Here is a 26,666-nt window from a genome sequence, read left to right as displayed (position 1 = left end):
CTGAACGACGAGAGTCCGCCGCCATGTACGAGTTGTCCCGGGTCCGCCTCTACTCCATCGGACCCGCCGGCGCGCGCTACGCCGACACCGTGCTCGACCTGCGCGGGGTCGGGGAACCCGTCCCCGACCCCGCCCCGGCGCAGGCGGAGTTCTTCGAGGAGGAGCCGGTCGGACCGCCCCGGCGCCCGGCGCCCGCGGGCGTGCTCTTCCTGGAGAACGGCGGCGGCAAGTCCGTCCTGCTCAAGCTGATCTTCTCGGTGATGCTGCCCGGCCACCGCAACACCCTGGGCGGCGCCAGCTCCGGCGTCCTGCGCAAGTTCCTGCTCGCCGACGACTGCGGACACGTTGCCCTGGAGTGGCAGCACACGCTCACCGGCGAGTGCGTCGTCGTCGGCAAGGTCAGCGAGTGGCGCGGACGCCAGGTCTCCAACGACCCGCGCAAGTTCGCCGAGGCCTGGTACTCCTTCCGCCCCGGACCCGGACTCAGCCTCGACAACCTGCCCGTCGCCGAGGCCACCTCGGTGGGCCGCCCGGCCGAAGGCGCCTCCGGGGCCCAGGGCAGGCGCCGCACCATGAAGGGCTTCCGGGACGCCCTGACGGACGCCGGCAAGTTCTACCAGCACCTCGACGTGTACTGGGAGGAGATCCACGACCGCTGGAACGAACACCTCGGCGATCTCGGCCTCGACCCCGAACTCTTCCGCTACCAGCGCGAGATGAACGCCGACGAGGGCGAGGCGGCCGGCCTCTTCGCGGTCAAGAAGGACTCCGACTTCACCGACCTGCTGCTGCGGGCCGTCACCGACACCCGCGACACCGACGGCCTCGCCGACCTCGTCAGCGGCTTCGGCAACAAGCTCGGCCGACGCGCCGAACTCACCGCCGAGCGCGACTTCACCGCCGGATCCGTCGATCTGCTGGGCCGGATCGTCGACGCCACCGCGACCAGGGCCCGCAGCCGCGACATCCACACCGCCGCCGAACGCCGCGCCCGCACCCTCGCCCGCCGGCTCTTCGCCCGCGCCACCGAGGAACGCGGCCGCACCGCCGAACTCGCCGAGCAGGTCACCTCCGCCGCCCACACCGTCACCGAGGCCGACACCGCCCGCGGCCACCGCGGCCTGGTCGCCGCCGAACTCGCCTACCGGCACGCCTCACTCGCCCTCGCCGCGGCGGAGAAGGGCGCGGCCGCCCAGCGCCGCGAGCTGGGCGACGCCCGCACCCTGCACGCCGCCTGGCAGGCCGCCGAAGCGGTCCTGCGCCACCGGGCGGCCGCCGACCGCTCCGCCAGGGTCGCCGTCGCCATCCGCGAGGCCGAACGGGACGCCGCCCCCGCGCTCGCCGCCCGCGCCACCGCCGCCGCCGACCTCGTACGCGCCCTGCACACCGCCGCCGAGCGGGGCGAACGCGTGGCCGAGGAGGAGGAGGAGCGCTCGGCCACCCTCCAGACGACCGGCGAGGCCGCCCACCGCGACGCCACCACCGCCGCCACCGAGGCACAGCGCGCCCGCAGCGAGGCCGGACACCTCCGCCAGCGCCTCACCGAGGTCGAACAGGAGACCGCCGAGGCCGTCCGGGCCGGCTGGCTCGACGACACCGCGCCCGACGCCGACCCGGCCCGCGCGGCCCTCGCCGCGAACGACGCGGAGAAGGCCGCGGTCGCCGCCTGGGACACCGCCAGGGACGCGGCCAGGACCACCGCCGACCACGCCAGGGAGTCGGCGGCGGCCGAGAGCCGCGCCGAACTCGCCGCCGCCCGCGCCGCCGACGCCGCCGGCGCCGCCGAGCGGTCCTACGAGGCCGAACGCAGGGCCGCCGACTCGATCGCCGCCGACCCGCGCCTCGCGGACCTGCTGGGCATGCCCGTGGGCGGGGGCGTACCCCACCCGCGCAGGGCGGCCGGCGAGGAGGCGCCCACCGTACCGGGGAGCGCCCAGCCGCTCACCGCCGAGGAGCTCGACCACAGCGCCGACGAACTGCGCGAACTGCTCGACCAGGGCGTCGCCACCGCCGAACGCAGGCTCTTCGACCTGCGCACCGCGGCTGCCGACGACTCCCGCATCCTCGGCGCCCTCGGCGACGGCGGACTGCTGCCGCCGGGCCCCGACGTCCTCGCCACCGTCGAACACCTCGGCGAACACGGCATCCCGGCCCTGCCGGGCTGGCGCTACCTCGCCCAGGCCGTCCCGCCCGCCGACCACGCGGCCGTACTCGCGGCCCGCCCCGAGCTGGTCGACGGCGTCGTCATCACCGACCCCGACGCGCACACCCGCGCCCGCGAAGTGCTCGGCACCGCCGCCCTGCTGCCCCGCTCCGCCGTGGCCGTGGGGACCACCGCCGCCCTCCTCGCACCCGTCCCGGCCGGCGGCGCCCTGGACGGGGACAGTGTCTTCCTGGTCCCGCCGAACCCGGCGATGCACGACGAACACGCCGCCGACGAGGAGCGGCAGGAGCTCAGGGCCCGCGCGGCCGCGCGCGACGAGGACATCCGGACCCTCGCGGCCCGGCTCGGCGCCGACCGCGCCCTCGCGGCCCGGATCGGCTCATGGCGCGCCGACTGCCCGCCCGGCATGCTCACCGAGCTGCGGGAGGCCGCCCACACCGCGCGTACGGCCGCCGAGAGCGCCCAGGGCGTGCTCGCCGAGGCCCGCACCGTCCGCGCCGAGGCCGACGAGGCCGCGGCCGACGCCGCACGGGTCCGCGACGAGCGGCAGGAGGCCGCCCAGCGCGCCCGCCGCACCGCCGACGCGCTCGCAGGCCTCGCCCACCGCCTCCGCGACCGGGCCGCCTGGCAGGCCAGGCTCCGGGAACTGACCGACGAGGCGGCCGAGTCCGAGGCGCGCGCCGCCGCGTGCCTGGACCGGGCCCGCGCCGCCGACGAGGACCGCAGGGCCGCCCAGCGGGCGGCGGACGACGCCCATCGCACGGCCCGCGCCCTGCGCGCCGAACGCGCCGAGATCGCGGGCGCCCCGGAGTCCCTCCCCGCACCCTCCGCCGACAGCGCCCGGACCTCGCTGCCCGCCCTGCGCGAGGCCTACCGGGCCGCGTCCCGGCTGTACGAGAAGGTCGGCGTCGGTGCCGACCTGCGCGCCGAACAGGCCCGCGCCGAGAGCGACGAGAGCGCCGCCCTGGCCGAGCTGGACCGCCTCACCAACAAGGTCCGCACCCGCGCCGCCACCCTCCTGGAAGGCACCGACGGAGCCGACGGCCCGTCCCGGCAGGCCGCGGCGGCCCGCGCCGAGTCCCTCGTCCACCTGCTGGAGACCCGGGCCTCCACGGCCAGCGAGCACCTGGGCCGGCTGCGCGGCGAAGCCGAGCGGCTCGCCCCGGCCGACGGCGAACCCCACCACACCGAGCTGCCCGACGACCTCGTCCCGGCCGACGCGGACCAGGCGCAGAGCCTCCTGCGCGCCGCGACCGCCGAACTCGCCCGCGCCACCGACGCGCTGGACACCGCCCGCGCCGCCCACGCCCAGCTGCTCCGCGCCCACCGCACCGCGGAGGAGTCGGCGGGCGGCTTCGAGGAGACCGCGGCGCTCCTGCGCGACCTGCTCAGGGACCACGGGCCCGACGAGGAGACCGAGACCCCCGAGCCCCACCCCGGCACCCTCGACGAGGCCAGGCAGTCCGCCGCCGAGGCACGACGCTCCCTGCGTGGCTGTGCCGCCGACCTCTCGGCGGCCGAGTCCTCCGTGCGCGAGGCGAGCGACGTCCTCGTACGGCACGCCAACTCCACCCGCTACGAACAGGTCCGCACCCCGGCCCGCCAGCAGATCCGCGAGCTCCCGGCCGCGGCCCTGCCGGACCACGCCGAGAAGTGGGCCGCCGCCTTCGCCCCCCGGCTCCGGGTGCTCACCGACGAACTGACCCAGCTGGAACGCAACCGCGACTCGATCGTCGACCGGCTCCGGGGCCTGGTGGAGTCCGCGCTCGCCACCCTGCGCTCCGCCCAGCGGCTCTCCCGGCTGCCCGAAGGACTGGGGGAGTGGTCGGGGCAGGAGTTCCTTCGCATCCGCTTCGAAGAACCCGACCAGGCCACCCTCACCGAACGGCTCGGCGAGGTCGTCGACGCGGCCACGCACGCCGCCCTCAAGAAGAACTCCGACCTGCGCCGGGACGGCATGTCCCTGCTGCTGCGCGGAGTCGAGGCGGCGCTGCGGCCCAAGGGCATCGCGGTCGAGATCCTCAAGCCGGACGCGGTGCTCCGCGCCCAGCGGGTGCCCGTGGGACAGATGGGAGACGTCTTCTCCGGCGGCCAGCTGCTCACCGCGGCCATCGCGCTGTACTGCACCATGGCGGCCCTGCGCGGCAACGACCGGGGCCGCGACCGGCACCGCCACGCCGGGACCCTCTTCCTCGACAACCCCATCGGCCGCGCCAACGCCACCTACCTGCTGGAGCTCCAGCGCGCCGTCGCCGACGCGCTCGGCGTCCAGCTGCTGTACACGACGGGGCTCTTCGACACCACGGCGCTCGCCGAGTTCCCCCTCGTCATCCGGCTGCGCAACGACGCGGACCTGCGGGCGGGGCTCAAGTACATCAGCGTCGAGGAGCACCTGCGGCCGGGCCTTCCGCAGCAGGACCCCGAAGGGGAGACGGTCCACGGAGAGATCACCGCGACCCGCATGTTCAAGCGGGCCGCCCCGGCCGACGGGACGCCGGGCGCGGTGCCCGTCCCGGAGACCCGCCCGGCGGCCGGCAGCCGCACGTCAGCGGAGCCGCTGGGACGCTGAGCCTCCCGGCGGCACGGCGGTCCGTGCCGGGCGCGACCCGGTCAGGCCTGGGAGAGGCCGCCCGTGCCCCGGCGGCGTATTCGCGCGTCCCGGCGCGCCTGGGACCGGGCCGCGCTGCGGGCCCTGCGCCGCTCGCGCCGCATACGGCGCGCCGTGCTGCTCGGCACGGAGACCACCCCGTGCCGCTGGTTCCACACCTGCCGGGTCACCCACACGTCCAGCACCGACCAGGTGGCGACCACCGTGCTGGCCACCCCGCTGAGCACCATGGGGAAGGCCAGCCACGAGCCCGCCAGCGTGCACAGGAAGGCCACCACGGCCTGGACCAGCGTCACCGACATGATGAGCACCGCCCGCACCGCGGCCGTACGCACCGGATCCGGCATCCGCCGCCGTGTCGCGGGCTCTTCCACCCACAGCCGCTGCCGGGGAATCCGGGCGCCGCCCGCCGACGCGGCCGCCGCCGTCGTACCCCGGTGTTCATCCGTCCTCACGGACCCTCAACTCCCCTCCGCCGTACGACCCGAGGAGGAGTGGCTGCCCGGCGTCCGCCCGGTCTACGCCGGCGGACCACAGCGGCGCGCGCACCATCCCCCGTACGGTCGTCTGCCCCCGTACAGCTGAACGAACGCCGGTGCGTGAAGATTCCCGCCGAACGCCCTCAATCAGACCCGAAAGCCTACAGAACGAAGACTTCCAGCCAACCGCCCGGGGTGTGAATAAGCGCCGTGGCCTCGCCGCCCGTGTCACACTTCGCGAACTTCTTCGCCGGTTATACCAGGACAACTGGTGATCAACACCGGAAAGAAGGGCTGAAATTCGTCCGGACGCGTCTTCGAGTTGTCCGCGTGTCAGTAGTAGGCTCGCGCCGTTTGTTGACGGAAGACCGATGGTCGTCCGGCGGATCACCGCCGAACGACCGGACACACCGACACGACCACCCCCGCGGCGCGGGGTCGAGCTGGGGGAGGCCATGCGCTTTCGCGGGAAGTCCATCCGCAGGAAGATCGTGGCGTTGCTCCTGGTGCCGCTCGTCTCCCTCACCGGACTGTGGGTCTTCGCCACCTACATCACCGGCCGCGAGGCCCGCGATCTGCTGGGCGCCGGTTCCATCATGGAGAACCTCGGCCATCCGCTGGAGGAGACCGTCCGCGCCGTCCAGGGCGAGCGCCGGCAGACCCTCGTCTTCCTGGCCGACCCCCGGGCCTCCGACGCCCTGCCGGTCCTCCTGCGCCAACGCGCCGCGACCGACCGGTCCGTGGCCGACGTCAGAAGCAGCGCGGACCGCGACGGCATACGCGACGCGCTCAGCCCGGAGGCCGAAGCACAGCTCGACGCGGTCCTGCGCGAGGTCGACGGCCTGGCGGCGCTGCGGTCCTCCGTCGAGCGGCGCACCATCGACCGGACCCGCGCCCTGGACTTCTACAACGGCCTCGTGGACCCCTGCTACCGCTTCCTCAACGGCCTCCACACGATGGAGAACGTCACGACGGACAAGGAGTTCCGGGCCCTGGTCGGTGTCTCGCGGGCCCGCGAGATGCTCTCCCGCGAGGACGCGCTGGTCGCGTCCGGGCTGATCGCGGGCCGGCTCGGCGCCCCCGAACTGCGCGCCGTCTCCGACCTCGCCGCCAACCGCCGGCTCCTCTACGACGTCAACCTGGAGCTGCTGCCCGAGGCCGAGCGGGCCCGCATGGACCAGTACTGGTCCGGCCCCGACACCGAACCGCTGCGCACGACCGAGCAGAAGCTCATCGCCGCCGGCCCGTTCAAGAAGCCCGGGACCCTCGACGCACAGCGGTGGCAGCAGGTGGCCCCACCGGTCCTGGACCACCTGGCCGACGACAACACCGAGATGGCCAACCGCTTCCAGGACCGCGCCGAGCCCGCCGGGTACCGGATCCTGATCCAGGCCGGTGTGGCCGGTGTCCTCGGTTTCCTCGCCCTGATCGTCTCTGTCTTCGTCTCCGTACGCGTGGGCCGCGCCCTGATCCGCGACCTCTCCCGGCTGCGCAAGGACGCCCACGAGGTGTCCGGCGTCCGGCTGCCCAGCGTGATGCGGAGGCTGGCCGCGGGCGAGCAGGTGGACGTGGAGACCGAGGCCCCGCAGCTGAGTTACGGCAAGGACGAGGTCGGCCAGGTCGGGCAGGCGCTCAACACCCTCCAGCGGGCGGCCGTCGAGGCCGCCGTCAAACAGGCCGACATGCGCCGCGGCGTCTCCGAGGTCTTCGTCAACCTCGCCCGCCGCAACCAGGTGCTGCTGCACCGGCAGCTGACGCTCCTGGACGCCATGGAGCGCCGTACCGAGAACGGCGACGAACTCGCCGACCTCTTCCGCCTCGACCACCTCACCACCCGCATGCGCCGCCACGCCGAGGGCCTGGTGATCCTCTCCGGAGCGGCCCCGTCCCGGCAGTGGCGCAAGCCCATCCAGCTGATGGACGTGGTGCGGGCGGCGGTCGCCGAGGTGGAGGACTACGAACGCGTCGAGGTCAGGCGGCTGCCCCGCATCGGCGTGGGCGGCCCCGCCGTGGCCGACCTGACCCACCTCATCGCCGAACTGCTGGAGAACGCCACCGTGTTCTCGCCCCCGCACACCGCGGTCCAGGTGCACGGCGAACGCGTGGCCAACGGCTTCACCCTCGAAATCCACGACCGCGGCCTCGGCATGGCCCCCGAGGTCCTGCTCGACGCCAACCTGCGGCTCGCCGAGACCCCCGACTTCGAGCTGTCCGACACCGACCGCCTCGGCCTCTTCGTGGTCAGCCGGCTCGCCCAGCGGCAGAACGTCCGGGTCTCGCTCCAGACCTCGCCCTACGGCGGCACCACCGCCGTCGTCTTCATCCCGGGGCAACTGCTCACCGACGCCCCCGACACCCACGGCACCGGCTTCCGCCTCGACCGCAGGGCCGAGAAGGCGATCGGCGGCGGACCGGGCGACGGCGCCCCCGCCCGGCGCCCCGCCGACACCGGCCGGCCCCCCGGACTGGCCCCGGTGCCCACCGCCACCGTCGCGCTGGACGGCCCGGTCGAGCTGGAGGGCCCGGTGGGCGCGCTGGAGCTCGCCGACGACCCCGCCCTGGCCCGTGACCTCGATCCGGCGCTCGGGCCCGTCCTGGACGGGGTGTCCGACCTGGAGGACACGGAGAGCGAGCGCGGTGGCATCTTCCGCGCCCGCGGGCTGCGCCGGAACACCGAGCGCGAACAGCACCAGCAGGCCTCCGACCCCTCCGAGGGCCGCACGGCCGACGTCCGCCCCATGCGCCCCGCCGGGTCCGTCCCGCTGCCCCGGCGCAAGCCGCCGACGCTGGTCACCGACCGCGGCCGCCGGGTGCCGGAGACGGGACGTGCGCACCCCGCGCCCTCCGAGGACCGCGCCGCGGACCGGAAGGCGGACCGGCCGGACTCCCCGGCACCCGGCACGGCCCCGGACGGCGCACCGGACACCATCGGCGGGCTGCCGCGCAGGATCCGGCAGGCCAGCATCGCCCCACAGCTCCGGGAGTCCGCAGAGCGGACTCCCGGCCACGACCCCGCGGACAGGGCCGACGAGTTCGGACGGGACGCGGACGACGTACGCAACCGCATGGCCTCGATCCAACGCGGCTGGCAGCGTGGCCGTCGGCAGAACGCCGAGGACACGGCCGGCCCCGGCGAGACAGCACCAGGAACCACTCCGGGAGGGGACGGTCGATGACCGCACCGAACGCCGCAGCAACCGACGCCGCACGCCAGGGCTCCAGCCAGCTCAACTGGCTCCTGGACGAACTGGTCGAGCGCGTATCGAGCATCCGCAAGGCGCTGGTGCTCTCCAGCGACGGCCTCGCCACCGGCACGTCGCAGGACCTGAGCCGCGAGGACAGCGAACACCTGGCGGCCGTCGCCTCCGGTTTCCACAGCCTCGCCAAGGGAGTGGGCCGCCACTTCGAGGCGGGCCGGGTCCGCCAGACCGTCGTCGAACTCGACGAGGCGTTCCTCTTCGTGACGGCGGCCGGTGACGGCAGCTGTCTCGCCGTCCTGGCCGACTCCGACTCGGACGTCGGACAGGTGGCGTACGAGATGACCTTGATGGTCAAGCGAGTGGGCGCCCACCTGGCCAACGCGCCCCGGGCGACCGGTACGTCCGCCGGAGGGTGAGGAGATGGCATGAGCGCCGACTCCGCCCGGGACACCCCGGGACCGCCCCGCGGCTCCGCCGACGCGGACTCCTCGCGCTGGTACGACGCCGAGGCCGGACCGGTGGTCCGCCCCTACGCCATGACCCGGGGGCGTACCAGCAGCGCGTCCCGTCACCGTCTCGACCTGATCGCGATCGTCGTCCCGGAACCCGCGGCCGACGATCCCGGCCGGGACCAGACGCTCTCCCCGGAACACGTGGAGATCGTCGAACTGTGCAGCGACATGCCCCAGTCGATCGCCGAGCTCGCCTCCGGACTGGACCTCCCCGTCGGGGTGGTCCGCGTCCTGGTCGGTGACCTCGTCGAGGAGGAGCTGGTGCACGTCACCCGTCCCGTTCCGCCGGCCGAACTGCCGGACGTGAACATTCTTCGCGAGGTGATCAATGGCCTTCGGGCGCTCTAGCCGCAGCAGGCGGCCCGTGGAGCCCGTTACCCTGAAAATCCTGGTGGCGGGCGGCTTCGGTGTGGGCAAGACGACCCTGGTGGGGTCGGTCAGCGAGATCCGGCCGCTGCGCACGGAGGAGAGGCTGAGCGAGGCCGGCCGGCCGGTCGACGACCTCGGCGGCGTCGAGGGCAAGAGCACCACCACGGTGGCCATGGACTTCGGGCGGATCACCCTGCGCGAGGACCTGGTGCTCTACCTGTTCGGGACCCCCGGGCAGGACCGTTTCTGGTTCCTCTGGGACGAGCTGGCCCAGGGAGCCCTGGGAGCGGTCGTCCTGGCCGACACCCGGCGGCTGGAGGACTCCTTCGCGGCCGTGGACTACTTCGAGCGGCGCGGCATCGCCTTCACCGTCGCGGTCAACCTCTTCGAGGGCGCCCAGCGCTTCCCCGCCGAGACGGTCCGGGCGGCGCTCGACCTCGACCCGGGGGTGCCGGTCCTCCTGTGCGACGCCCGTGAACGCTCGTCCGTACGGGACGTGCTCGTGGCCGTCGTCGAGCACGCGATGGCGCGCGCAGGCAAGCCCAGGGAACCGGAACCGGCGAGGACCTGAGCCCCGGGGACCGCGCGGGAGCGCGGCCCGCACCCCCGCCGACCGGGGTACGGGCCGCGCGTACGGGTGACCCGGCAGGGAGTCTTCACCCGGGGTGACGGGTCGTCAACCCTGTGAGCACGGTCGGCCTCAGCGGTTCTCGGCGAGCCACGCGGCGGCGGTCTCGGCCAGCTCCCGGTCCCGCCCGGCGAGCATCATCCGGATCATCCGCACATCACCGCGCAGCGACCAGGCGGGGTGCCCGAACGTCGCCGGGTTGTTCCCCTCGATGAGGAAGTGGGCCGGCCACGCGGTCCCGTAACCGATCAGCGGCAGCGCCGCCGCGTACCGCTTCCTGCCCCGGGCGAGACCGTACGCGGTGACGGCGAGACCGGTCAGCGTGCCGGTCAGATGGACCCACCGGGTCGCCGCCTTCGCGTGCATCGCGACGTAGTAGGGCCAGAACTCTTCATACGATCCGAACGTCTGCTGTGGCATGGGGGCACCGTAACGGCTCCACCGGCAACCGGACACGGCCCTTGCGCGTCCGAGAGGAGGAGCGGGCGTCCGGAGCCCACGGGGGTGGTCCCGTCCGCCCGCTCCACCGGGCGTCAGCGGCCGCCGACGGACCCCCTGGAGACCGGGAAGTCGAAGTAGGTGTCCGGAAAGGTCTCCGGCTGGTACGTGAAGTGCCACCACTCCTCGGGGAGGTTCACGAACCCCACGTCGGTCAGCGTCTTCTTCAGGAACCGCCGGTTGGCGCGCTGAACCCCGCGCACCCGGGGATCGTCGGTGTGCGACAGCGTGTCGAAGCAGTCGAAACCCGTGCCCATGTCCACGGAGTTGTCCGGGAAGCGCTCACCCCGCGGCGCGAAGCACGGCGCCGGCTCCTCGCCCGGCACGTACGGCCGGGTCGGCGCGGCGGGCAGCTTCACCAGGGTGAGATCGACCGTGCTGCCCCGGCTGTGCCCCGACCTCTCCGCGATGTAACCGTCCTCGAACAGCCGCGACTTGTCGACCCGCGGGTAGAACTCCCCCTTCATGACCTGGTCGTCGGGGTCCTTCGCCCAGCGCACGAAGTGGTCCACCGCCCGCTGCGGCCGGTAGCAGTCGTACACCTTCAGCGAGTACCCCTGACGCAGCAGCCGCCGCTGTGCCGTGCGCAGCGCACGGGCCGCGGGGCGGGTCAGGAGGCAGACGGGCTGCCGGTAGCCGTCCACCCGCTCTCCCATGAAGGTGTGCGCGGTGGCGTACCGCATCTCCGTGAGGACCGTCGGATCGACGGACCGCGGATCGACGAACTCCCCCGGCGCCGTGGGGCCGGGCTCCGCCTGTGCCGGGGGAGCGGCGGCGGTCACGGCGAGGAGGGAGACGGCGACGGCCGCCGGGGCGCGTAACGTACGGGCGATTCCTGTCATGGGCACATCGTCCACCGCTCCGGGCGCCGGGAGAAGGGTGACCCGATACAGTCCGCCCGTGAAGGACTCCCACTGCGGCACCTGCGGAACCCCCTACCCCGCCGACGCCCGTTCCCCCGCCGGCACCTGGCCCCGCACCTGCGCCGCCTGCGGCCACACCGCCTACCGCAACCCGCTCCCGGTCGCCGTCGCCCTGCTGCCCGTCACCGGCCCGGACACCACCGGCCTCGTCGTCATCACCCGCGACATCCCGCCGCGGCGCGGAGACGTCGCCCTGCCCGGCGGATACATCGACCACACCGAGGACTGGCGGCACGCCGTCGTACGCGAACTCCACGAGGAGACGGGCATCCGGGCCGACGAGACGGACGTACGCCTCGCCGACGCCCTCAGCTCCCCCGACGGACACCTGCTCCTCTTCGGCCTGCTCCCGCCCCGCCCCGCCGCCGGCCTCCCGCCCTCCGCACCCACCGACGAGACCCGCGGACACCACGTGCTGCGCGCCCCCGGGGAGCTGGCCTTCCCCCTGCACACCGAGGCCGTGCGCAACTGGTTCGCCGGCCGCTACCGCTGACCCGGCCCCGCCGCCCCGCGCGTCCGCACCGGCCGGGAATCCCGCCCCGGGCGCGACCGGCGCCCAGGACCCTGGTGCGAAGGACGATCACATGGCATCGTCCGTAACTGCCGCTCACGCGCACACCCCGCCCGTGCGCGCGAGACGCACACCCCGCGTACCCCGAGAAAGGCCAGGGAGCCGCCCCATGACCCCAGCAGCCAGCGAAGCCCCCCTCTGGCAGCCCGACCCCGAGCGCGTCGAGGCCGCGGCCGTCACCCGCTTCCAGCGCTGGGCGGCGCCACGGTACGGAGCCCCCGCCGACGGCGGCTACGCGGCCCTGCACCGCTGGTCGGTCGAGGAGCTCGACACCTTCTGGCAAGCCGTCGCCGACTGGTTCGACATCCGCTTCTCCACCCCGTACGAGACCGTCATCGGCGACCGCTCCATGCCCGGCGCCCAGTGGTTCCCCGGCGCCACCCTCAACTACGCCGAACACGCCCTGCGCACCGCCGACGACCCCCTGCGCGCCGACGCGCCGGCCCTGATCCACGTCGACGAGACCCACACCCAGGTGCCGGTCAGCTGGAGCGAACTCCGGCGCCAGGTCGGCGCACTGGCCGCCGGACTCCGCGCCCTCGGCGTCACCCCCGGCGACCGCGTCAGCGGCTACCTCCCCAACATCCCCCAGGCGGCCGTCGCCTTCCTCGCGACCGCGGCCGTCGGCGGGGTCTGGACCTCCTGCGCCCCCGACTTCGGCGCCCGCGGCGTCCTCGACCGCTTCCAGCAGGTCGAACCCGTCGTGCTGTTCACCGTCGACGGCTACCGCTACGGCGGCAAGGAGCACGACCGCACCGAGACCGTGGCCGAACTCCGCCGCGAACTGCCCACCGTGCGCGCGGTCGTCCACATCCCGCTCCTGGGCACGGAAGCACCCGAGGGCGCCCTGGACTGGTCCCGGCTCACCGCCGCCGACACCGAACCCGTCTTCGAGCAGGTCCCCTTCGACCACCCGCTCTGGGTGCTCTACTCCTCCGGCACCACCGGACTCCCCAAGGCGATCGTGCAGTCCCAGGGCGGCATCCTCCTGGAGCACTGCAAACAGCTCGGCCTGCACTGCGACCTCGGCCCCGAGGACCGCTTCTTCTGGTACACCTCCACCGGCTGGATGATGTGGAACTTCCTCGTCTCCGGCCTGCTCACCGGCAGCACGGTCGTCCTCTACGACGGCAGCCCCGGCTTCCCCGACGTCAGCGCCCAGTGGAGGGTCGCCGAACAGACCGGCGCGACCCTCTTCGGCACATCCGCCGCCTATGTCATGGCCTGCCGCAAGGCCGGCGTCCATCCCGGCCGCGACCACGACCTCAGCCGGGTCCAGTGCGTCGCCACCACCGGCTCGCCCCTGCCGCCCGACGGCTTCCGCTGGCTCCACGACGCGGTCGCCGAGGACCTCTGGATCGCGTCCGTCAGCGGCGGCACCGACGTGTGCAGCTGCTTCGCGGGCGCCGTCCCCACCCTCCCCGTCCACATCGGCGAACTCCAGGCACCCTGCCTCGGCACCGACCTCCAGGCCTGGGACCCCGACGGCCGGGCACTCACCGGCGAGGTCGGCGAACTCGTCGTCGCCGCCCCCATGCCCTCCATGCCGATCCGCTTCTGGAACGACCCCGACGGCAGCCGCTACCACGACAGCTACTTCGACGTGTACCCCGGCGTCTGGCGCCACGGGGACTGGATCACCCTCACCGAGCGGGGCTCGGTCGTCATCCACGGGCGCTCGGACTCCACCCTCAACCGGCAGGGCGTACGCATGGGCTCCGCCGACATCTACGAGGCGGTGGAACGGCTCCCCGAGATCCGCGAATCCCTCGTCATCGGCGTCGAGCAACCGGACGGCGGCTACTGGATGCCCCTCTTCGTCCACCTCGCCGAAGGAGCCACCCTCGACGACGGCCTGCGCGAGAGCATCAAGCGGACCATCCGCGAGAACCTCTCCCCACGCCATGTCCCCGACGAGGTCATCGAGGTCCCCGGCATCCCGCACACCCTCACCGGCAAACGCGTCGAGGTCCCCGTCAAACGCCTCCTCCAGGGCACCGCCCTCTCCAAGGCCGTCAGCACCGGCTCCATCGACCACCCCGAACTCCTCCACTTCTACGAGGAACTCGCCCGCGAACGCCGCTGACCGACCCGTTGTCAGTCCCCCTGCCTACGCTGAGTGAGCATCGATCAACCATGCGCAGGGGGACTCATGACGCACACCAGGAAGCACCGAGGCACCGAGCACGGCCGGAGCACCACACCGGCCCGCCACAGGTCCGGCCCGTCCGCGCGGCGCGCGCTGCGCCGCGAAACACCCAGCACCGTCGGCCTCCTGGTGGACGCCGAGGACTTCGCGGCCATGCGCCGCTACCGCAGCTTCGCCTTCGACGACCACACCGTCTACCTCAGGGAGGTCGAAGGGCTCCTCAGGGCGTTCGCCGCGCGCGGCGAACACACCTCCGTCGCGCTCTTCGACCCCCAGGACTACGCGGAGTTCTGCGCCGGAGCGGGACTCGACCCCGATCTGCGCGGGAGCCGCAGCCGCTTCACCGCGGAAGTCGCCGCCACCGGTGCCACCGTGGCGTACACGGGCCAGCCCATCGACGCGTTGATCCCGCTCCTGGTCTCCGCGGCCGTCCGCCGGGCGACCTGGGAGTACGCCACGATGCTCCTCGCCGACCTCGGGGACTGCCGTGACTGCGGGCAGGACATCGGCCGAGCCGCCTTCGACCGGGCCTCCCACCTGCTGGCGCGACTGCTGGAGGCGGCCGGGCCGGGCACCCACCACCTGGTGTGCACCGTCCCCGCCAAGGACGAGCGGCTCCTCGCGGTCCTGCACACCACCCGGGGCGCGGGCGACGCCCCCGACGGCCCCGACCGGTTCGAACCGTCGGAAGGCGCCGAATTCGCCGGCGTCCTCGCCGTGGGCGTCGCGCTGGAGACCAGGGGCGGTGTCGTCCTGCGTACCACCGCACCGGACACCCGGGACCGCGTGTACGGCTGGCGCCTGGTCCGCGGAAGCCTCGTCCCGCTCAGCGCGGGGGAGGTCTTCGACGCCTACTGCACGGACGCGGACACCGGCGAACCCGTCCCGCCCGAACCCGACGTCGAGTACCGCGCGGGTTTCGACCTCGGCACCGACGAACCGGAGGCGCACCACTGACCGGACCGACAGGCCGAAGGGGCCCCGCCGGCACCGGCGGGACCCCTTCGCTCACCCACGGGTCACGGCCCGCCGTTCACCGGCGGCCGTGACACCTCACTCGCCCGACAGCACCGCCTGCGCGGCCAGCCGTGCCTCTTCGGCGGAGTCGGCGGCACGCGCGGCCGAGGCCGCGCGCTCGCACTGCGCGAGCGTGTGCTTGGCCAGCGTCGCCCGCACATACGGAATGGACGCGGCGCCCATCGACAGGGAGGTGACCCCCAGACCGGTCAGCACACAGGCCAGCAGCGGATCCGAGGCGGCCTCACCGCAGACACCGCAGCTCTTGCCCTCCGCGGCGGCGGCCTCGGCCGACAGCGCGACGAGGTCCAGCAGCGCGGGCTGCCACGGGTCCTGGAGCCGCGACACCGCACCGACCTGACGATCGGCGGCGAAGGTGTACTGCGCCAGGTCGTTGGTGCCCAGCGACAGGAACTCCACCTCCTGGAGGATCGAACGCGCCCGCAGCGCGGCGGACGGGATCTCCACCATCGCACCGAACTTCGCCCGCAGACCCGCCTCGCGGCAGGCGTCGGCGAACGCCTTGGCGTCGGCCCGGTCGGCGACCATGGGCGCCATGACCTCCAGATACACCGGAAGCCCCTCTGCGGCCCTGGACAGCGCCGTCAACTGCGTCCGCAGGACGTCGGGGTGGTCCAGCAGGCTGCGCAGCCCGCGGACACCGAGCGCCGGGTTCGGCTCGTCGGCGGGAGTCAGGAAGTCCAGGGGCTTGTCGGCCCCCGCGTCCAGCACCCGTACGACCACGCGCCCCTCGGGGAACGCCTCCAGCACGGCCCGGTAGGCCGCCATCTGCTTCTCCTCGGACGGCGCCCGCGAGCTGTCGTCCAGGAACAGGAACTCCGTACGGAACAGCCCGACACCCTCGGCGCCGGCCTCCAGCGCCGCGGGGACGTCACCGGGTCCGCCGACGTTGGCGAGCAACGGCACCTTGTGCCCGTCCGAGGTCGCACCGGGCCCGGTCGCGGCGGACAGCGCGGCCTTGCGCGCCGCGGCGGCACCACGCATCTCCTCCTGCCGGCCCACGGAGGGTTCGACGAAGACCTCCCCGGTGCTGCCGTCCACCGCGACGACGGTGCCCTCGGTGATCTCACCCGCACCGGGGAGAGCCACCACGGCCGGCACCCCGAGCGCCCGCGCGAGGATCGCGCTGTGGCTGGTCGGCCCGCCCTCCTCGGTCACGAAGCCGAGGACCAGCGAGGGATCGAGCAGCGCCGTGTCGGCCGGTGCCAGGTCACGCGCGATCAGCACGTACGGCTCGTCGCTGTCCGGCACGCCGGGCATCGGCACCCCGAGCAGCCGCGCCACGATGCGGTTGCGTACGTCGTCGAGGTCGGCGACACGACCCGCCAGGTACTCCCCGGCATTGGCGAGCAGCGCCCGGTACGCCGCGAAGGCGTCGTACACGCCGCGCTCGGCGGTGCTGCCGACGGCGATGCGCCGCTCCACGTCGGCGATGAGTTCGGGATCCTGCGCCATCATGGCCTGGGCCTCCAGCACGTGCTGTGCCTCGCCACCGGCCAGATTGCCCCGCGCGATCAGATCGGCCGCCACGGCCTCCACGGCCTGGCGGGCACGCCCCTGTTCGCGCTCGGCCTCGTTCGCGGGAATCTGTTTGGCCGGTGGTTCGAGCACAGCCGTACCCATGTGCCGAACTTCGCCGATCGCCACACCGTGGCTCACGCCGACGCCTCGCAGCGTTGTCTCCATTTCACCGTCTCCGATTTGTGCGGCGGTCCTACCGCCGCGGTGGGTGCCCAACTGGCTGTCGCTCCGCTCGGCGCGCTCTACCGCGCCGAGGGTGTCACTGCCAGCCGAACAGCGTGTCGCCGGCCTTCACCTCGCCGCTCTCGCGCACGTCGGAGAGCGAGTCGGCGGTCGCCTCAAGGGCCACGACCGGGCAGACGGGCGACTTGCCGGCGGCCTCGACCCCGGCCGGGTCCCAGCGCACGACGGCCTGTCCCCGGGTCACCGTGTCCCCCTTGTTGACGAGCAGTTCGAAGCCCTCGCCGTTGAGCTGCACCGTGTCGATGCCGAGGTGGGTCAGGACGCCGTGGCCCTGGTCGTCCACCACGACGAAGGCGTGCGGGTGCAGGGAGACGACGATCCCGTCGACCGGAGACACGGCCTCGGACGGCTCCCGCACGGGGTCGATCGCGGTACCCGGGCCCACCATCGCGCCGGAGAAGACCGGGTCGGGCACCTCGGCGAGTCCGATGGCACGACCGGCAAGAGGTGAGGTCACTGTGGTCATGGGGGGCCTCCCAGGGGGTGGAGATACATATGGGCCGCCGCCGCAGCGGATGGAGGGCGGCGTACTCGTCAGCAGCGTAAGTCATACGAAGTCCCGGTTCGGCCCGAGACCTACCGCTTGACGATCCCGGGAACGCACCCCGAACGATTTGCCTCGACACACAGGGACCTGTACTGTCGTTTCCCTGCCTGGCCCCAACGCGACTCATGAGTCGGGGGTCGGCAGCGACTCCCAAGCCCAGACTGTAACTCTGATCCTTACCCCTGCATGTCCGCAGGGGGTGCGGTCAAAGCAATAGCGAAAAGGCTGATAGAGTCTGGCTCGCCGGAAAGGGAAACGCGAAAGCGAAGAACTGGAAAGCGGAAGAACGCGGGACCCGCTTCGACCGGGAATCGGACACGAAAGAGTCTGATAGAGTCGGAAACGCAAGAACGAAAGGAAGCGCCCGGAGGGCCCCGGTGAAACGGGACCGAAGGAAGCGTCCGTTCCTTGAGAACTCAACAGCGTGCCAAAAGTCAACGCCAGATATGTTGATACCCCGGCCTGCTTCGGCAGGTTGGTGGTTCCTTTGAAAAGACCTGCCCGGTCCCTTCGGGGATGCGGGTAGGCGAAACACAGCGAGGACGCTGTGAACGACCGGTCTTATTCCGACCTGGTCGTTCCGCTCTCGTGGTGTTCATCCCGATTACGGGAAAACATTCACGGAGAGTTTGATCCTGGCTCAGGACGAACGCTGGCGGCGTGCTTAACACATGCAAGTCGAACGATGAAGCCTTTCGGGGTGGATTAGTGGCGAACGGGTGAGTAACACGTGGGCAATCTGCCCTTCACTCTGGGACAAGCCCTGGAAACGGGGTCTAATACCGGATAACACTCTGTCCCGCATGGGACGGGGTTAAAAGCTCCGGCGGTGAAGGATGAGCCCGCGGCCTATCAGCTTGTTGGTGGGGTGATGGCCTACCAAGGCGACGACGGGTAGCCGGCCTGAGAGGGCGACCGGCCACACTGGGACTGAGACACGGCCCAGACTCCTACGGGAGGCAGCAGTGGGGAATATTGCACAATGGGCGAAAGCCTGATGCAGCGACGCCGCGTGAGGGATGACGGCCTTCGGGTTGTAAACCTCTTTCAGCAGGGAAGAAGCGAAAGTGACGGTACCTGCAGAAGAAGCGCCGGCTAACTACGTGCCAGCAGCCGCGGTAATACGTAGGGCGCAAGCGTTGTCCGGAATTATTGGGCGTAAAGAGCTCGTAGGCGGCTTGTCACGTCGGATGTGAAAGCCCGGGGCTTAACCCCGGGTCTGCATTCGATACGGGCTAGCTAGAGTGTGGTAGGGGAGATCGGAATTCCTGGTGTAGCGGTGAAATGCGCAGATATCAGGAGGAACACCGGTGGCGAAGGCGGATCTCTGGGCCATTACTGACGCTGAGGAGCGAAAGCGTGGGGAGCGAACAGGATTAGATACCCTGGTAGTCCACGCCGTAAACGTTGGGAACTAGGTGTTGGCGACATTCCACGTCGTCGGTGCCGCAGCTAACGCATTAAGTTCCCCGCCTGGGGAGTACGGCCGCAAGGCTAAAACTCAAAGGAATTGACGGGGGCCCGCACAAGCAGCGGAGCATGTGGCTTAATTCGACGCAACGCGAAGAACCTTACCAAGGCTTGACATATACCGGAAAGCATCAGAGATGGTGCCCCCCTTGTGGTCGGTATACAGGTGGTGCATGGCTGTCGTCAGCTCGTGTCGTGAGATGTTGGGTTAAGTCCCGCAACGAGCGCAACCCTTGTTCTGTGTTGCCAGCATGCCCTTCGGGGTGATGGGGACTCACAGGAGACTGCCGGGGTCAACTCGGAGGAAGGTGGGGACGACGTCAAGTCATCATGCCCCTTATGTCTTGGGCTGCACACGTGCTACAATGGCCGGTACAATGAGCTGCGATGTCGCAAGGCGGAGCGAATCTCAAAAAGCCGGTCTCAGTTCGGATTGGGGTCTGCAACTCGACCCCATGAAGTCGGAGTTGCTAGTAATCGCAGATCAGCATTGCTGCGGTGAATACGTTCCCGGGCCTTGTACACACCGCCCGTCACGTCACGAAAGTCGGTAACACCCGAAGCCGGTGGCCCAACCCCTTGTGGGAGGGAGCTGTCGAAGGTGGGACTGGCGATTGGGACGAAGTCGTAACAAGGTAGCCGTACCGGAAGGTGCGGCTGGATCACCTCCTTTCTAAGGAGCATCGAGGTTCCGTCAAGGAATCGAGGGCCACTACGTCGGCAAATGTTCGACGGTGGTTAGCTCATGGGTGGAACGTTGACTACTCGGCACGACAGGTTCATTACTGCTAGTACTGCTTCGGCGTGGAACGTGGTGGGGGACAGGTCGGGTCGGGCACGCTGTTGGGTATCTGAAGGTACGGGCTCGTTGAGTCTGTTCCTTTGGTTGCCGGCCCCAGTGCACTCGTCCGTGAGGACGGGGTGATGGGTGGCTGGTCGTTGTTTGAGAACTGCACAGTGGACGCGAGCATCTGTGGCCAAGTTTTTAAGGGCGCACGGTGGATGCCTTGGCACCAGGAACCGATGAAGGACGTGGGAGGCCACGATAGTCCCCGGGGAGCTGTCAACCAAGCTTTGATCCGGGGGTTTCCGAATGGGGAAACCCGGCAGTCGTCATGGACTGTCACCCGCTGCTGAACACATAGGCAGTGTGGAGGGAACGAGGGGAAGTGAAACATCTCAGTACCCTCAGGAAGAGAAAACAACCGTGATTCCGGGAGTAGTGGCGAGCGAAACTGGATGAGGCCAAACCGTATGCGTGTGATACCCGGCAGGGGTTGCGCATGCGGGGTTGTGGGATCTCTCTTTCACAGTCTGCCGGCTGTGAGGCGAGTCAGAAACCGTTGATGTAGGCGAAGGACATGCGAAAGGTCCGGCGTAGAGGGTAAGACCCCCGTAGCTGAAACATTGACGGCTCGTTTGAGAGACACCCAAGTAGCACGGGGCCCGAGAAATCCCGTGTGAATCTGGCGGGACCACCCGCTAAGCCTAAATATTCCCTGGTGACCGATAGCGGATAGTACCGTGAGGGAATGGTGAAAAGTACCGCGGGAGCGGAGTGAAATAGTACCTGAAACCGTGTGCCTACAAGCCGTGGGAGCGTCGCTGTTGTTCTTCGGAACAGCAGTCGTGACTGCGTGCCTTTTGAAGAATGAGCCTGCGAGTTAGCGGTGTGTAGCGAGGTTAACCCGTGTGGGGAAGCCGTAGCGAAAGCGAGTCCGAACAGGGCGTTTGAGTTGCACGCTCTAGACCCGAAGCGGAGTGATCTAGCCATGGGCAGGTTGAAGCGGAGGTAAGACTTCGTGGAGGACCGAACCCACCAGGGTTGAAAACCTGGGGGATGACCTGTGGTTAGGGGTGAAAGGCCAATCAAACTCCGTGATAGCTGGTTCTCCCCGAAATGCATTTAGGTGCAGCGTCGTGTGTTTCTTGCCGGAGGTAGAGCACTGGATAGGCGATGGGCCCTACCGGGTTACTGACCTTAGCCAAACTCCGAATGCCGGTAAGTGAGAGCGCGGCAGTGAGACTGTGGGGGATAAGCTCCATGGTCGAGAGGGAAACAGCCCAGAGCATCGACTAAGGCCCCTAAGCGTACGCTAAGTGGGAAAGGATGTGGAGTCGCAGAGACAACCAGGAGGTTGGCTTAGAAGCAGCCACCCTTGAAAGAGTGCGTAATAGCTCACTGGTCAAGTGATTCCGCGCCGACAATGTAGCGGGGCTCAAGCGTACCGCCGAAGTCGTGTCATTCCAGCATGAGGGCCAACGCCTGCTGGGATGGGTAGGGGAGCGTCGTGTGCCGGGTGAAGCAGCCGCGGAAGCGAGTTGTGGACGGTTCACGAGTGAGAATGCAGGCATGAGTAGCGATACACACGTGAGAAACGTGTGCGCCGATTGACTAAGGGTTCCTGGGTCAAGCTGATCTGCCCAGGGTAAGTCGGGACCTAAGGCGAGGCCGACAGGCGTAGTCGATGGACAACCGGTTGATATTCCGGTACCCGCTTTGAAACGCCCAGTACTGAATCAGGCGATGCTAAGTCCGTGAAGCCGGCCTGATCTCTTCGGAGTTGAGGGTAGTGGTGGAGCCGATGAACCAGACTTGTAGTAGGTAAGCGATGGGGTGACGCAGGAAGGTAGTCCAGCCCGGGCGGTGGTTGTCCCGGGGTAAGGGTGTAGGACGCACGGTAGGCAAATCCGTCGTGCATATAGTCTGAGACCTGATGCCGAGCCGATTGTGGTGAAGTGGATGATCCTATGCTGTCGAGAAAAGCCTCTAGCGAGTTTCATGGCGGCCCGTACCCTAAACCGACTCAGGTAGTCAGGTAGAGAATACCGAGGCGTTCGGGTGAACTATGGTTAAGGAACTCGGCAAAATGCCCCCGTAACTTCGGGAGAAGGGGGGCCATTCCTGGTGAGGGAACTTGCTTCCTGAGCTGGGGGTGGCCGCAGAGACCAGCGAGAAGCGACTGTTTACTAAAAACACAGGTCCGTGCGAAGCCGTAAGGCGATGTATACGGACTGACGCCTGCCCGGTGCTGGAACGTTAAGGGGACCGGTTAGTGCACTTTCGGGTGTGCGAAGCTGAGAACTTAAGCGCCAGTAAACGGCGGTGGTAACTATAACCATCCTAAGGTAGCGAAATTCCTTGTCGGGTAAGTTCCGACCTGCACGAATGGCGTAACGACTTCTCGACTGTCTCAACCATAGGCCCGGTGAAATTGCACTACGAGTAAAGATGCTCGTTTCGCGCAGCAGGACGGAAAGACCCCGGGACCTTTACTATAGTTTGATATTGGTGTTCGGTTCGGCTTGTGTAGGATAGGTGGGAGACTTTGAAGCGGCCACGCCAGTGGTTGTGGAGTCGTCGTTGAAATACCACTCTGGTCGTGCTGGATGTCTAACCTGGGTCCGTGATCCGGATCAGGGACAGTGTCTGATGGGTAGTTTAACTGGGGCGGTTGCCTCCTAAAGAGTAACGGAGGCGCCCAAAGGTTCCCTCAGCCTGGTTGGCAATCAGGTGTTGAGTGTAAGTGCACAAGGGAGCTTGACTGTGAGACCGACGGGTCGAGCAGGGACGAAAGTCGGGACTAGTGATCCGGCAGTGGCTTGTGGAAGCGCTGTCGCTCAACGGATAAAAGGTACCCCGGGGATAACAGGCTGATCTTCCCCAAGAGTCCATATCGACGGGATGGTTTGGCACCTCGATGTCGGCTCGTCGCATCCTGGGGCTGGAGTCGGTCCCAAGGGTTGGGCTGTTCGCCCATTAAAGCGGTACGCGAGCTGGGTTTAGAACGTCGTGAGACAGTTCGGTCCCTATCCGCTGTGCGCGTAGGAATATTGAGAAGGGCTGTCCCTAGTACGAGAGGACCGGGACGGACGAACCTCTGGTGTGCCAGTTGTTCTGCCAAGGGCATGGCTGGTTGGCTACGTTCGGAAAGGATAACCGCTGAAAGCATCTAAGCGGGAAGCCTGCTTCGAGATGAGTGTTCCCACCACCTTGAGTGGTTAAGGCTCCCAGTAGACGACTGGGTTGATAGGCCAGATGTGGAAGCCCGGTAACGGGTGGAGCTGACTGGTACTAATAGGCCGAGGGCTTGTCCTCAGTTGCTCGCGTCCACTGTGTTGGTTCTGAAATAACGAACTGCCGTGTTGTTGCCCGGTGTTGGTTAATTTCATAGTGTTTCGGTGGTCATTGCGTTAGGGAAACGCCCGGTTACATTCCGAACCCGGAAGCTAAGCCTTTCAGCGCCGATGGTACTGCAGGGGGGACCCTGTGGGAGAGTAGGACGCCGCCGAACTATTATTCCGGGAAAGCCCCGTGCCTTTGTGGCACGGGGCTTTTCTGCGTTTCAGGGGGTGTACGGGAGGCCGGCCCGACACCTCCGTGTACCCCTCGTACCCCCGTGTACCCGCCGGCATCGGCTGGGGGTAGTGTCATGGGGCATTGTCGGCACATTCTTCACAGGAGGCCCCCGGGTGGAGGTCCAGGAGACTCGAGTTCAGACGGACCGAGTACTCACCATCCCCAACATCCTCAGCATGGCTCGCCTCGTCGGCGTACCGCTCTTCCTGTGGCTGATTCTCCGCCCCGTGTTCGGAGGCCCCAACAGCGACGGCTGGGCCCTGCTGGTGCTCATGCTCAGCGGTGTCAGCGACTACCTCGACGGCAAGCTGGCCCGCAAATGGAACCAGATCAGCAACCTCGGGCGACTCCTGGACCCGGCGGCGGACCGCCTCTACATCCTGTCGACCCTCGTGGGGCTCACCTGGCGCGAGATCCTTCCGCTCTGGCTGACCGCCGCCCTCCTCGCCCGCGAGCTGATGCTGCTCGTCATGGTGGGAATCCTCCGCCGCCACGGCTATCCGCCGCCGCAGGTCAACTTCCTCGGTAAAGCTGCAACATTCAACCTCATGTACGCCTTCCCCTTGTTGCTGCTCAGCGACGGAAGTGGTTGGCTGGCATGGCTGGGCGCTGTTTTCGGATGGGCGTTCGCGGGATGGGGTACAACCCTCTATTGGTGGGCAGGGATCCTGTACGTGGTCCAGGTCCGCCGACTCGTCAAGGCGGATGTAGTAGCCGATTAGCTCGTGGACGCGGTGCCGCGCAGTGTCGCCGGCCCGCAGCGGATGCTGAGGTGTCGCCCCCGACGGGTGAGGTCGGCTAGACCGTCGTCTCTCAAGGAGGACGTTTCCGACATGAAGGCCGTCGTGATGGCAGGCGGCGAAGGCACGCGTCTTCGCCCTATGACCTCAAGCATGCCCAAGCCGCTCCTGCCGGTGGCCAACCGGCCCATCATGGAACACGTGCTGAAGCTGCTCAAGCGGCATGGGCTCAACGAGACCGTGGTGACCGTCCAGTTCCTCGCCTCGCTCGTGAAGAACTACTTCGGCGACGGCGAAGAGCTCGGCATGGAGCTCAGCTACGCCAACGAGGAGAAGCCACTCGGCACCGCGGGCAGCGTGAAGAACGCCGAGGACGCCCTGAAGGACGACACCTTCCTGGTCATCTCCGGCGACGCCCTCACCGACTTCGACCTGACCGATCTCATCGCCTTCCACAAGGAAAAGGGAGCGTTGGTCACGGTCTGCCTGACACGGGTTCCCAATCCACTGGAATTCGGCATCACGATCGTCGACGAAGAGGGCAAGGTCGAGCGCTTCCTGGAGAAGCCGACCTGGGGCCAGGTCTTCTCCGACACGGTCAACACCGGCATCTACGTCATGGAGCCCGAGGTCTTCGACTACGTCCAGGCCGACACCTCCGTCGACTGGTCCGGCGACGTCTTCCCCCAGCTCATGAAGGACGGCAAGCCGATCTACGGCTACATCGCCGAGGGCTACTGGGAGGACGTGGGCACCCACGAGAGCTACGTCAAGGCCCAGGCCGACGTCCTGGAACGCAAGGTCGACGTCGACATCGACGGCTTCGAGATCTCGCCCGGCGTCTGGGTCGCGGAAGGCGCCGACGTCCACCCCGACGCCGTACTCCGAGGGCCCCTGTACATCGGGGACTACGCCAAGATCGAAGCCGGTGCCGAAATCCGTGAACACACGGTCGTGGGCTCCAACGTCGTCGTGAAATCCGGTGCGTTCCTGCACCGCGCCGTCGTCCACGACAACGTGTTCGTCGGGGCGCAGAGCAATCTGCGCGGCTGTGTCATCGGCAAGAACACCGACGTCATGCGAGCGGCCCGGATCGAGGACGGCGCCGTCATCGGCGACGAATGCCTGGTCGGTGAAGAATCGATTATTCAGGGCAATGTGCGGGTCTACCCCTTCAAGACCATCGAGGCCGGCGCCTTCGTCAACACGTCGGTCATCTGGGAGTCCCGCGGTCAGGCGCACCTCTTCGGCACCCGCGGAGTGTCCGGGATCCTGAACGTCGAGATCACCCCGGAACTGGCCGTCCGCCTCGCCGGCGCCTACGCCACCACCCTGAAGAAGGGGGCGACGGTCACCACGGCCCGTGACCACTCCCGGGGCGCCCGCGCGCTGAAGCGGGCGGTCATCTCCGCGCTCCAGGCCAGCGCCATCGACGTACGGGACCTGGAGAACGTGCCCCTGCCGGTCGCCCGGCAGCAGACCGCGCGGGGCAGCGCGGGCGGCATCATGATCCGTACCTCGCCGGGCGTGCCCGACTCGGTGGACATCATGTTCTTCGACGAACGCGGTGCCGACCTCTCCCAGGCCCGCCAGCGGAAGCTGGACCGCGTCTACGCCCGCCAGGAGTACCGCAGGGCGTTCCCCGGCGAGATCGGGGACCTGCACTTCCCGTCCAGCGTCTTCGACTCGTACACGGGCTCCCTGCTCCGCAACGTCGACACGGACGGTATCGCCGACGCCGGCCTGAAGGTCGTCGTGGACGCCTCCAACGGCAGCGCGGGACTTGTTCTGCCCAGCCTGCTCGGACGGCTCGGGGTGGACGCGCTGACCATCAACCCGGGACTCGACGAATCCCGGCCCACCGAGTCCGCCGAGACCAGGAGGGCGGGACTCGTCCGGCTCGGGGAGATCGTGTCGTCCGCGCGAGCGGCCTTCGGGGTGCGTTTCGACCCCGTCGGTGAACGGCTCTCCCTCGTCGACGAGCGCGGCCGCATCATCGAGGACGACCGCGCGCTGCTGGTCATGCTGGACCTCGTGGCGGCCGAGCGGCGCAGCGGCCGTGTCGCCCTGCCGGTGACCACCACCCGCGTCGCCGAGCAGGTCGCGGCCTACCACGGCACCCAGGTGGAGTGGACGACCACGTCCCCGGACGACCTGACCCGGGTCGGCCGCGAGGACACCACCATCTTCGGCGGGGACGGCCGCGGCGGTTTCATCGTCCCGGAGTTCAGCAGTGTCTTCGACGGCGCCGCGGCGTTCGTCAGGCTCATCGGGCTGGTGGCCAGGACCCAGCTCACGCTCAGCCAGATCGACGCCCGCATCCCGCGCGCCCATGTGCTGCGCCGGGACCTCGCCACCCCCTGGGCGGTCAAGGGCCTGGTCATGCGGCGGGTCGTCGAGGCGGCCGGGGACCGCGACGTGGACATCACCGACGGCGTCCGGGTGGTGGAGACGGACGGCAGGTGGGTCATGGTGCTGCCCGACCCGTCGGAGGCCGTGACACACCTGTGGGCCGAAGGGCCCGACGACGCCTCCGCGCAGGTGCTGCTCGACGAGTGGGCCGCGGTCGTGGACAGCGCGGGCGACTGACCCCCGGGCACCGTCCCGGAGCCACGGTGGGGAGGCCGCGTACCCGCGGCTTCCCCG

The 26,666-nt window shown here is 69.4% G+C and carries 15 protein-coding genes and 3 rRNA genes; 13 read left to right on the top strand and 5 right to left on the bottom strand.

Translation table 11 applies throughout. From position 1 onward, the window contains the following. The first annotated feature begins 23 nt into the window (after positions 1 to 23). On the top strand, positions 24 to 4,733 hold the full coding sequence (locus B9S64_RS03620; RefSeq protein ID WP_258317491.1) for a hypothetical protein: 4,710 nt from the start codon (positions 24 to 26) through the stop codon (positions 4,731 to 4,733). 41 nt (positions 4,734 to 4,774) lie between these two features. Here B9S64_RS03620 and B9S64_RS03615 read toward each other — a convergent pair whose 3' ends face one another. Beyond that, entirely contained in the window at positions 4,775 to 5,227 is a 453-nt protein-coding gene (locus tag B9S64_RS03615; RefSeq protein ID WP_109491955.1) for a hypothetical protein, read from the bottom strand. A 479-nt stretch (positions 5,228 to 5,706) separates the two neighbouring features. Here B9S64_RS03615 and B9S64_RS03610 point away from each other — a divergent pair, with 479 nt between their 5' ends. Genes B9S64_RS03610 through B9S64_RS03595 form a run of 4 tightly spaced genes read left to right on the top strand, consistent with a single transcriptional unit; the run spans position 5,707 to position 9,903 of the window. Further along, complete coding sequence (locus B9S64_RS03610; RefSeq protein ID WP_109492208.1) at positions 5,707 to 8,427, top strand: nitrate- and nitrite sensing domain-containing protein; 2,721 nt, start codon at positions 5,707 to 5,709, stop codon at positions 8,425 to 8,427. After that, positions 8,424 to 8,867 carry a roadblock/LC7 domain-containing protein gene (locus B9S64_RS03605; protein WP_103493140.1) on the top strand — a complete coding sequence of 148 codons (444 nt, stop codon included), beginning with the start codon at positions 8,424 to 8,426 and terminating at the stop codon, positions 8,865 to 8,867. The genes B9S64_RS03610 and B9S64_RS03605 overlap by 4 nt, the downstream gene beginning before the upstream one ends. Positions 8,868 to 8,876: 9 nt before the next feature. Further along, positions 8,877 to 9,311 (top strand): DUF742 domain-containing protein, encoded by a 435-nt coding sequence (locus B9S64_RS03600; RefSeq protein WP_093532426.1) that lies wholly within the window; start codon positions 8,877 to 8,879, stop codon positions 9,309 to 9,311. Continuing rightward, entirely contained in the window at positions 9,292 to 9,903 is a 612-nt protein-coding gene (locus B9S64_RS03595) for an ATP/GTP-binding protein (RefSeq protein ID WP_103493139.1), read from the top strand. The genes B9S64_RS03600 and B9S64_RS03595 overlap by 20 nt, the downstream gene beginning before the upstream one ends. 129 nt (positions 9,904 to 10,032) lie before the next feature. Here B9S64_RS03595 and B9S64_RS03590 read toward each other — a convergent pair whose 3' ends face one another. Further along, a complete protein-coding gene (locus B9S64_RS03590) occupies positions 10,033 to 10,380 on the bottom strand; it encodes a DUF962 domain-containing protein (RefSeq protein WP_103493138.1) in 348 nt (115 codons plus the stop codon). A gap of 113 nt (positions 10,381 to 10,493) precedes the next feature. Next, positions 10,494 to 11,300 carry a M15 family metallopeptidase gene (locus B9S64_RS03585; protein ID WP_103493141.1) on the bottom strand — a complete coding sequence of 269 codons (807 nt, stop codon included), beginning with the start codon at positions 11,298 to 11,300 and terminating at the stop codon, positions 10,494 to 10,496. Between the two features lie 58 nt (positions 11,301 to 11,358). Between B9S64_RS03585 and B9S64_RS03580 the strand changes: the two genes are divergently transcribed. The 3 genes from B9S64_RS03580 to B9S64_RS03570 all read left to right on the top strand — a co-directional run bounded on the left by B9S64_RS03580 (position 11,359) and on the right by B9S64_RS03570 (position 15,058). Then, complete coding sequence (locus tag B9S64_RS03580; protein WP_103493137.1) at positions 11,359 to 11,874, top strand: NUDIX domain-containing protein; 516 nt, start codon at positions 11,359 to 11,361, stop codon at positions 11,872 to 11,874. A gap of 187 nt (positions 11,875 to 12,061) precedes the next feature. Beyond that, on the top strand, positions 12,062 to 14,038 hold the full coding sequence (locus B9S64_RS03575) for an acetoacetate--CoA ligase (RefSeq protein ID WP_103493136.1): 1,977 nt from the start codon (positions 12,062 to 12,064) through the stop codon (positions 14,036 to 14,038). Between the two features lie 66 nt (positions 14,039 to 14,104). Next, positions 14,105 to 15,058, top strand: a complete 954-nt coding sequence (locus tag B9S64_RS03570; protein WP_103493135.1) for a hypothetical protein — start codon at positions 14,105 to 14,107, stop codon at positions 15,056 to 15,058. Positions 15,059 to 15,154: 96 nt separating this feature from the next. Here the strand turns inward: B9S64_RS03570 and ptsP are convergent, their stop codons facing one another. Together ptsP and B9S64_RS03560 are read right to left on the bottom strand one after the other, a co-directional pair. Further along, complete coding sequence (gene ptsP / locus B9S64_RS03565; RefSeq protein ID WP_103493134.1) at positions 15,155 to 16,825, bottom strand: phosphoenolpyruvate--protein phosphotransferase; 1,671 nt, start codon at positions 16,823 to 16,825, stop codon at positions 15,155 to 15,157. 94 nt (positions 16,826 to 16,919) lie between these two features. Further along, positions 16,920 to 17,369 (bottom strand): PTS glucose transporter subunit IIA, encoded by a 450-nt coding sequence (locus tag B9S64_RS03560; protein WP_103493133.1) that lies wholly within the window; start codon positions 17,367 to 17,369, stop codon positions 16,920 to 16,922. 698 nt (positions 17,370 to 18,067) lie between these two features. Here B9S64_RS03560 and B9S64_RS03550 point away from each other — a divergent pair. From B9S64_RS03550 to B9S64_RS03530, 5 genes are all read left to right on the top strand, one after another. Further along, positions 18,068 to 19,593 (top strand): 16S ribosomal RNA (locus tag B9S64_RS03550). Positions 19,594 to 19,895: 302 nt separating this feature from the next. Next, positions 19,896 to 23,019, top strand: a 23S ribosomal RNA gene (locus B9S64_RS03545). Between the two features lie 79 nt (positions 23,020 to 23,098). Next, positions 23,099 to 23,215, top strand: a 5S ribosomal RNA gene (rrf, locus tag B9S64_RS03540). Together the 16S, 23S and 5S rRNA genes form the textbook arrangement of a ribosomal RNA operon. Positions 23,216 to 23,393: 178 nt before the next feature. Next, the gene (locus tag B9S64_RS03535; protein ID WP_103491967.1) at positions 23,394 to 24,002 is read left to right on the top strand and encodes a CDP-alcohol phosphatidyltransferase family protein; all 609 of its coding nucleotides are present in this window, start codon (positions 23,394 to 23,396) and stop codon (positions 24,000 to 24,002) included. A gap of 111 nt (positions 24,003 to 24,113) precedes the next feature. Further along, positions 24,114 to 26,609, top strand: a complete 2,496-nt coding sequence (locus B9S64_RS03530) for a mannose-1-phosphate guanyltransferase (RefSeq protein WP_103491968.1) — start codon at positions 24,114 to 24,116, stop codon at positions 26,607 to 26,609. Positions 26,610 to 26,666: the final 57 nt, after the last annotated feature.

Origin of the sequence: Streptomyces sp. SM18 (assembly GCF_002910775.2) — a bacterium.
Classification (GTDB): Bacteria; Actinomycetota; Actinomycetes; order Streptomycetales; family Streptomycetaceae; genus Streptomyces; species Streptomyces halstedii.
Note: the sequence above shows the minus strand (reverse complement) of the source record. Positions and strands in the feature narration are given on the sequence as shown.

Excerpts from the sequence above, each read along its gene's own strand:
- B9S64_RS03595 (WP_103493139.1), top strand. The coding sequence starts at position 9,292 with ATGGCCTTCGGGCGCTCTAGCCGCAGCAGGCGGCCCGTGGAGCCCGTT.
- B9S64_RS03585 (WP_103493141.1), bottom strand. The coding sequence starts at position 11,300 with ATGACAGGAATCGCCCGTACGTTACGCGCCCCGGCGGCCGTCGCCGTC.
- B9S64_RS03575 (WP_103493136.1), top strand. The coding sequence starts at position 12,062 with ATGACCCCAGCAGCCAGCGAAGCCCCCCTCTGGCAGCCCGACCCCGAG.
- B9S64_RS03610 (WP_109492208.1), top strand. The coding sequence starts at position 5,707 with ATGCGCTTTCGCGGGAAGTCCATCCGCAGGAAGATCGTGGCGTTGCTC.
- B9S64_RS03590 (WP_103493138.1), bottom strand. The coding sequence starts at position 10,380 with ATGCCACAGCAGACGTTCGGATCGTATGAAGAGTTCTGGCCCTACTAC.
- B9S64_RS03600 (WP_093532426.1), top strand. The coding sequence starts at position 8,877 with ATGAGCGCCGACTCCGCCCGGGACACCCCGGGACCGCCCCGCGGCTCC.
- B9S64_RS03530 (WP_103491968.1), top strand. The coding sequence starts at position 24,114 with ATGAAGGCCGTCGTGATGGCAGGCGGCGAAGGCACGCGTCTTCGCCCT.
- B9S64_RS03620 (WP_258317491.1), top strand. The coding sequence starts at position 24 with ATGTACGAGTTGTCCCGGGTCCGCCTCTACTCCATCGGACCCGCCGGC.
- B9S64_RS03570 (WP_103493135.1), top strand. The coding sequence starts at position 14,105 with ATGACGCACACCAGGAAGCACCGAGGCACCGAGCACGGCCGGAGCACC.
- B9S64_RS03605 (WP_103493140.1), top strand. The coding sequence starts at position 8,424 with ATGACCGCACCGAACGCCGCAGCAACCGACGCCGCACGCCAGGGCTCC.
- B9S64_RS03560 (WP_103493133.1), bottom strand. The coding sequence starts at position 17,369 with ATGACCACAGTGACCTCACCTCTTGCCGGTCGTGCCATCGGACTCGCC.
- ptsP (WP_103493134.1), bottom strand. The coding sequence starts at position 16,825 with ATGGAGACAACGCTGCGAGGCGTCGGCGTGAGCCACGGTGTGGCGATC.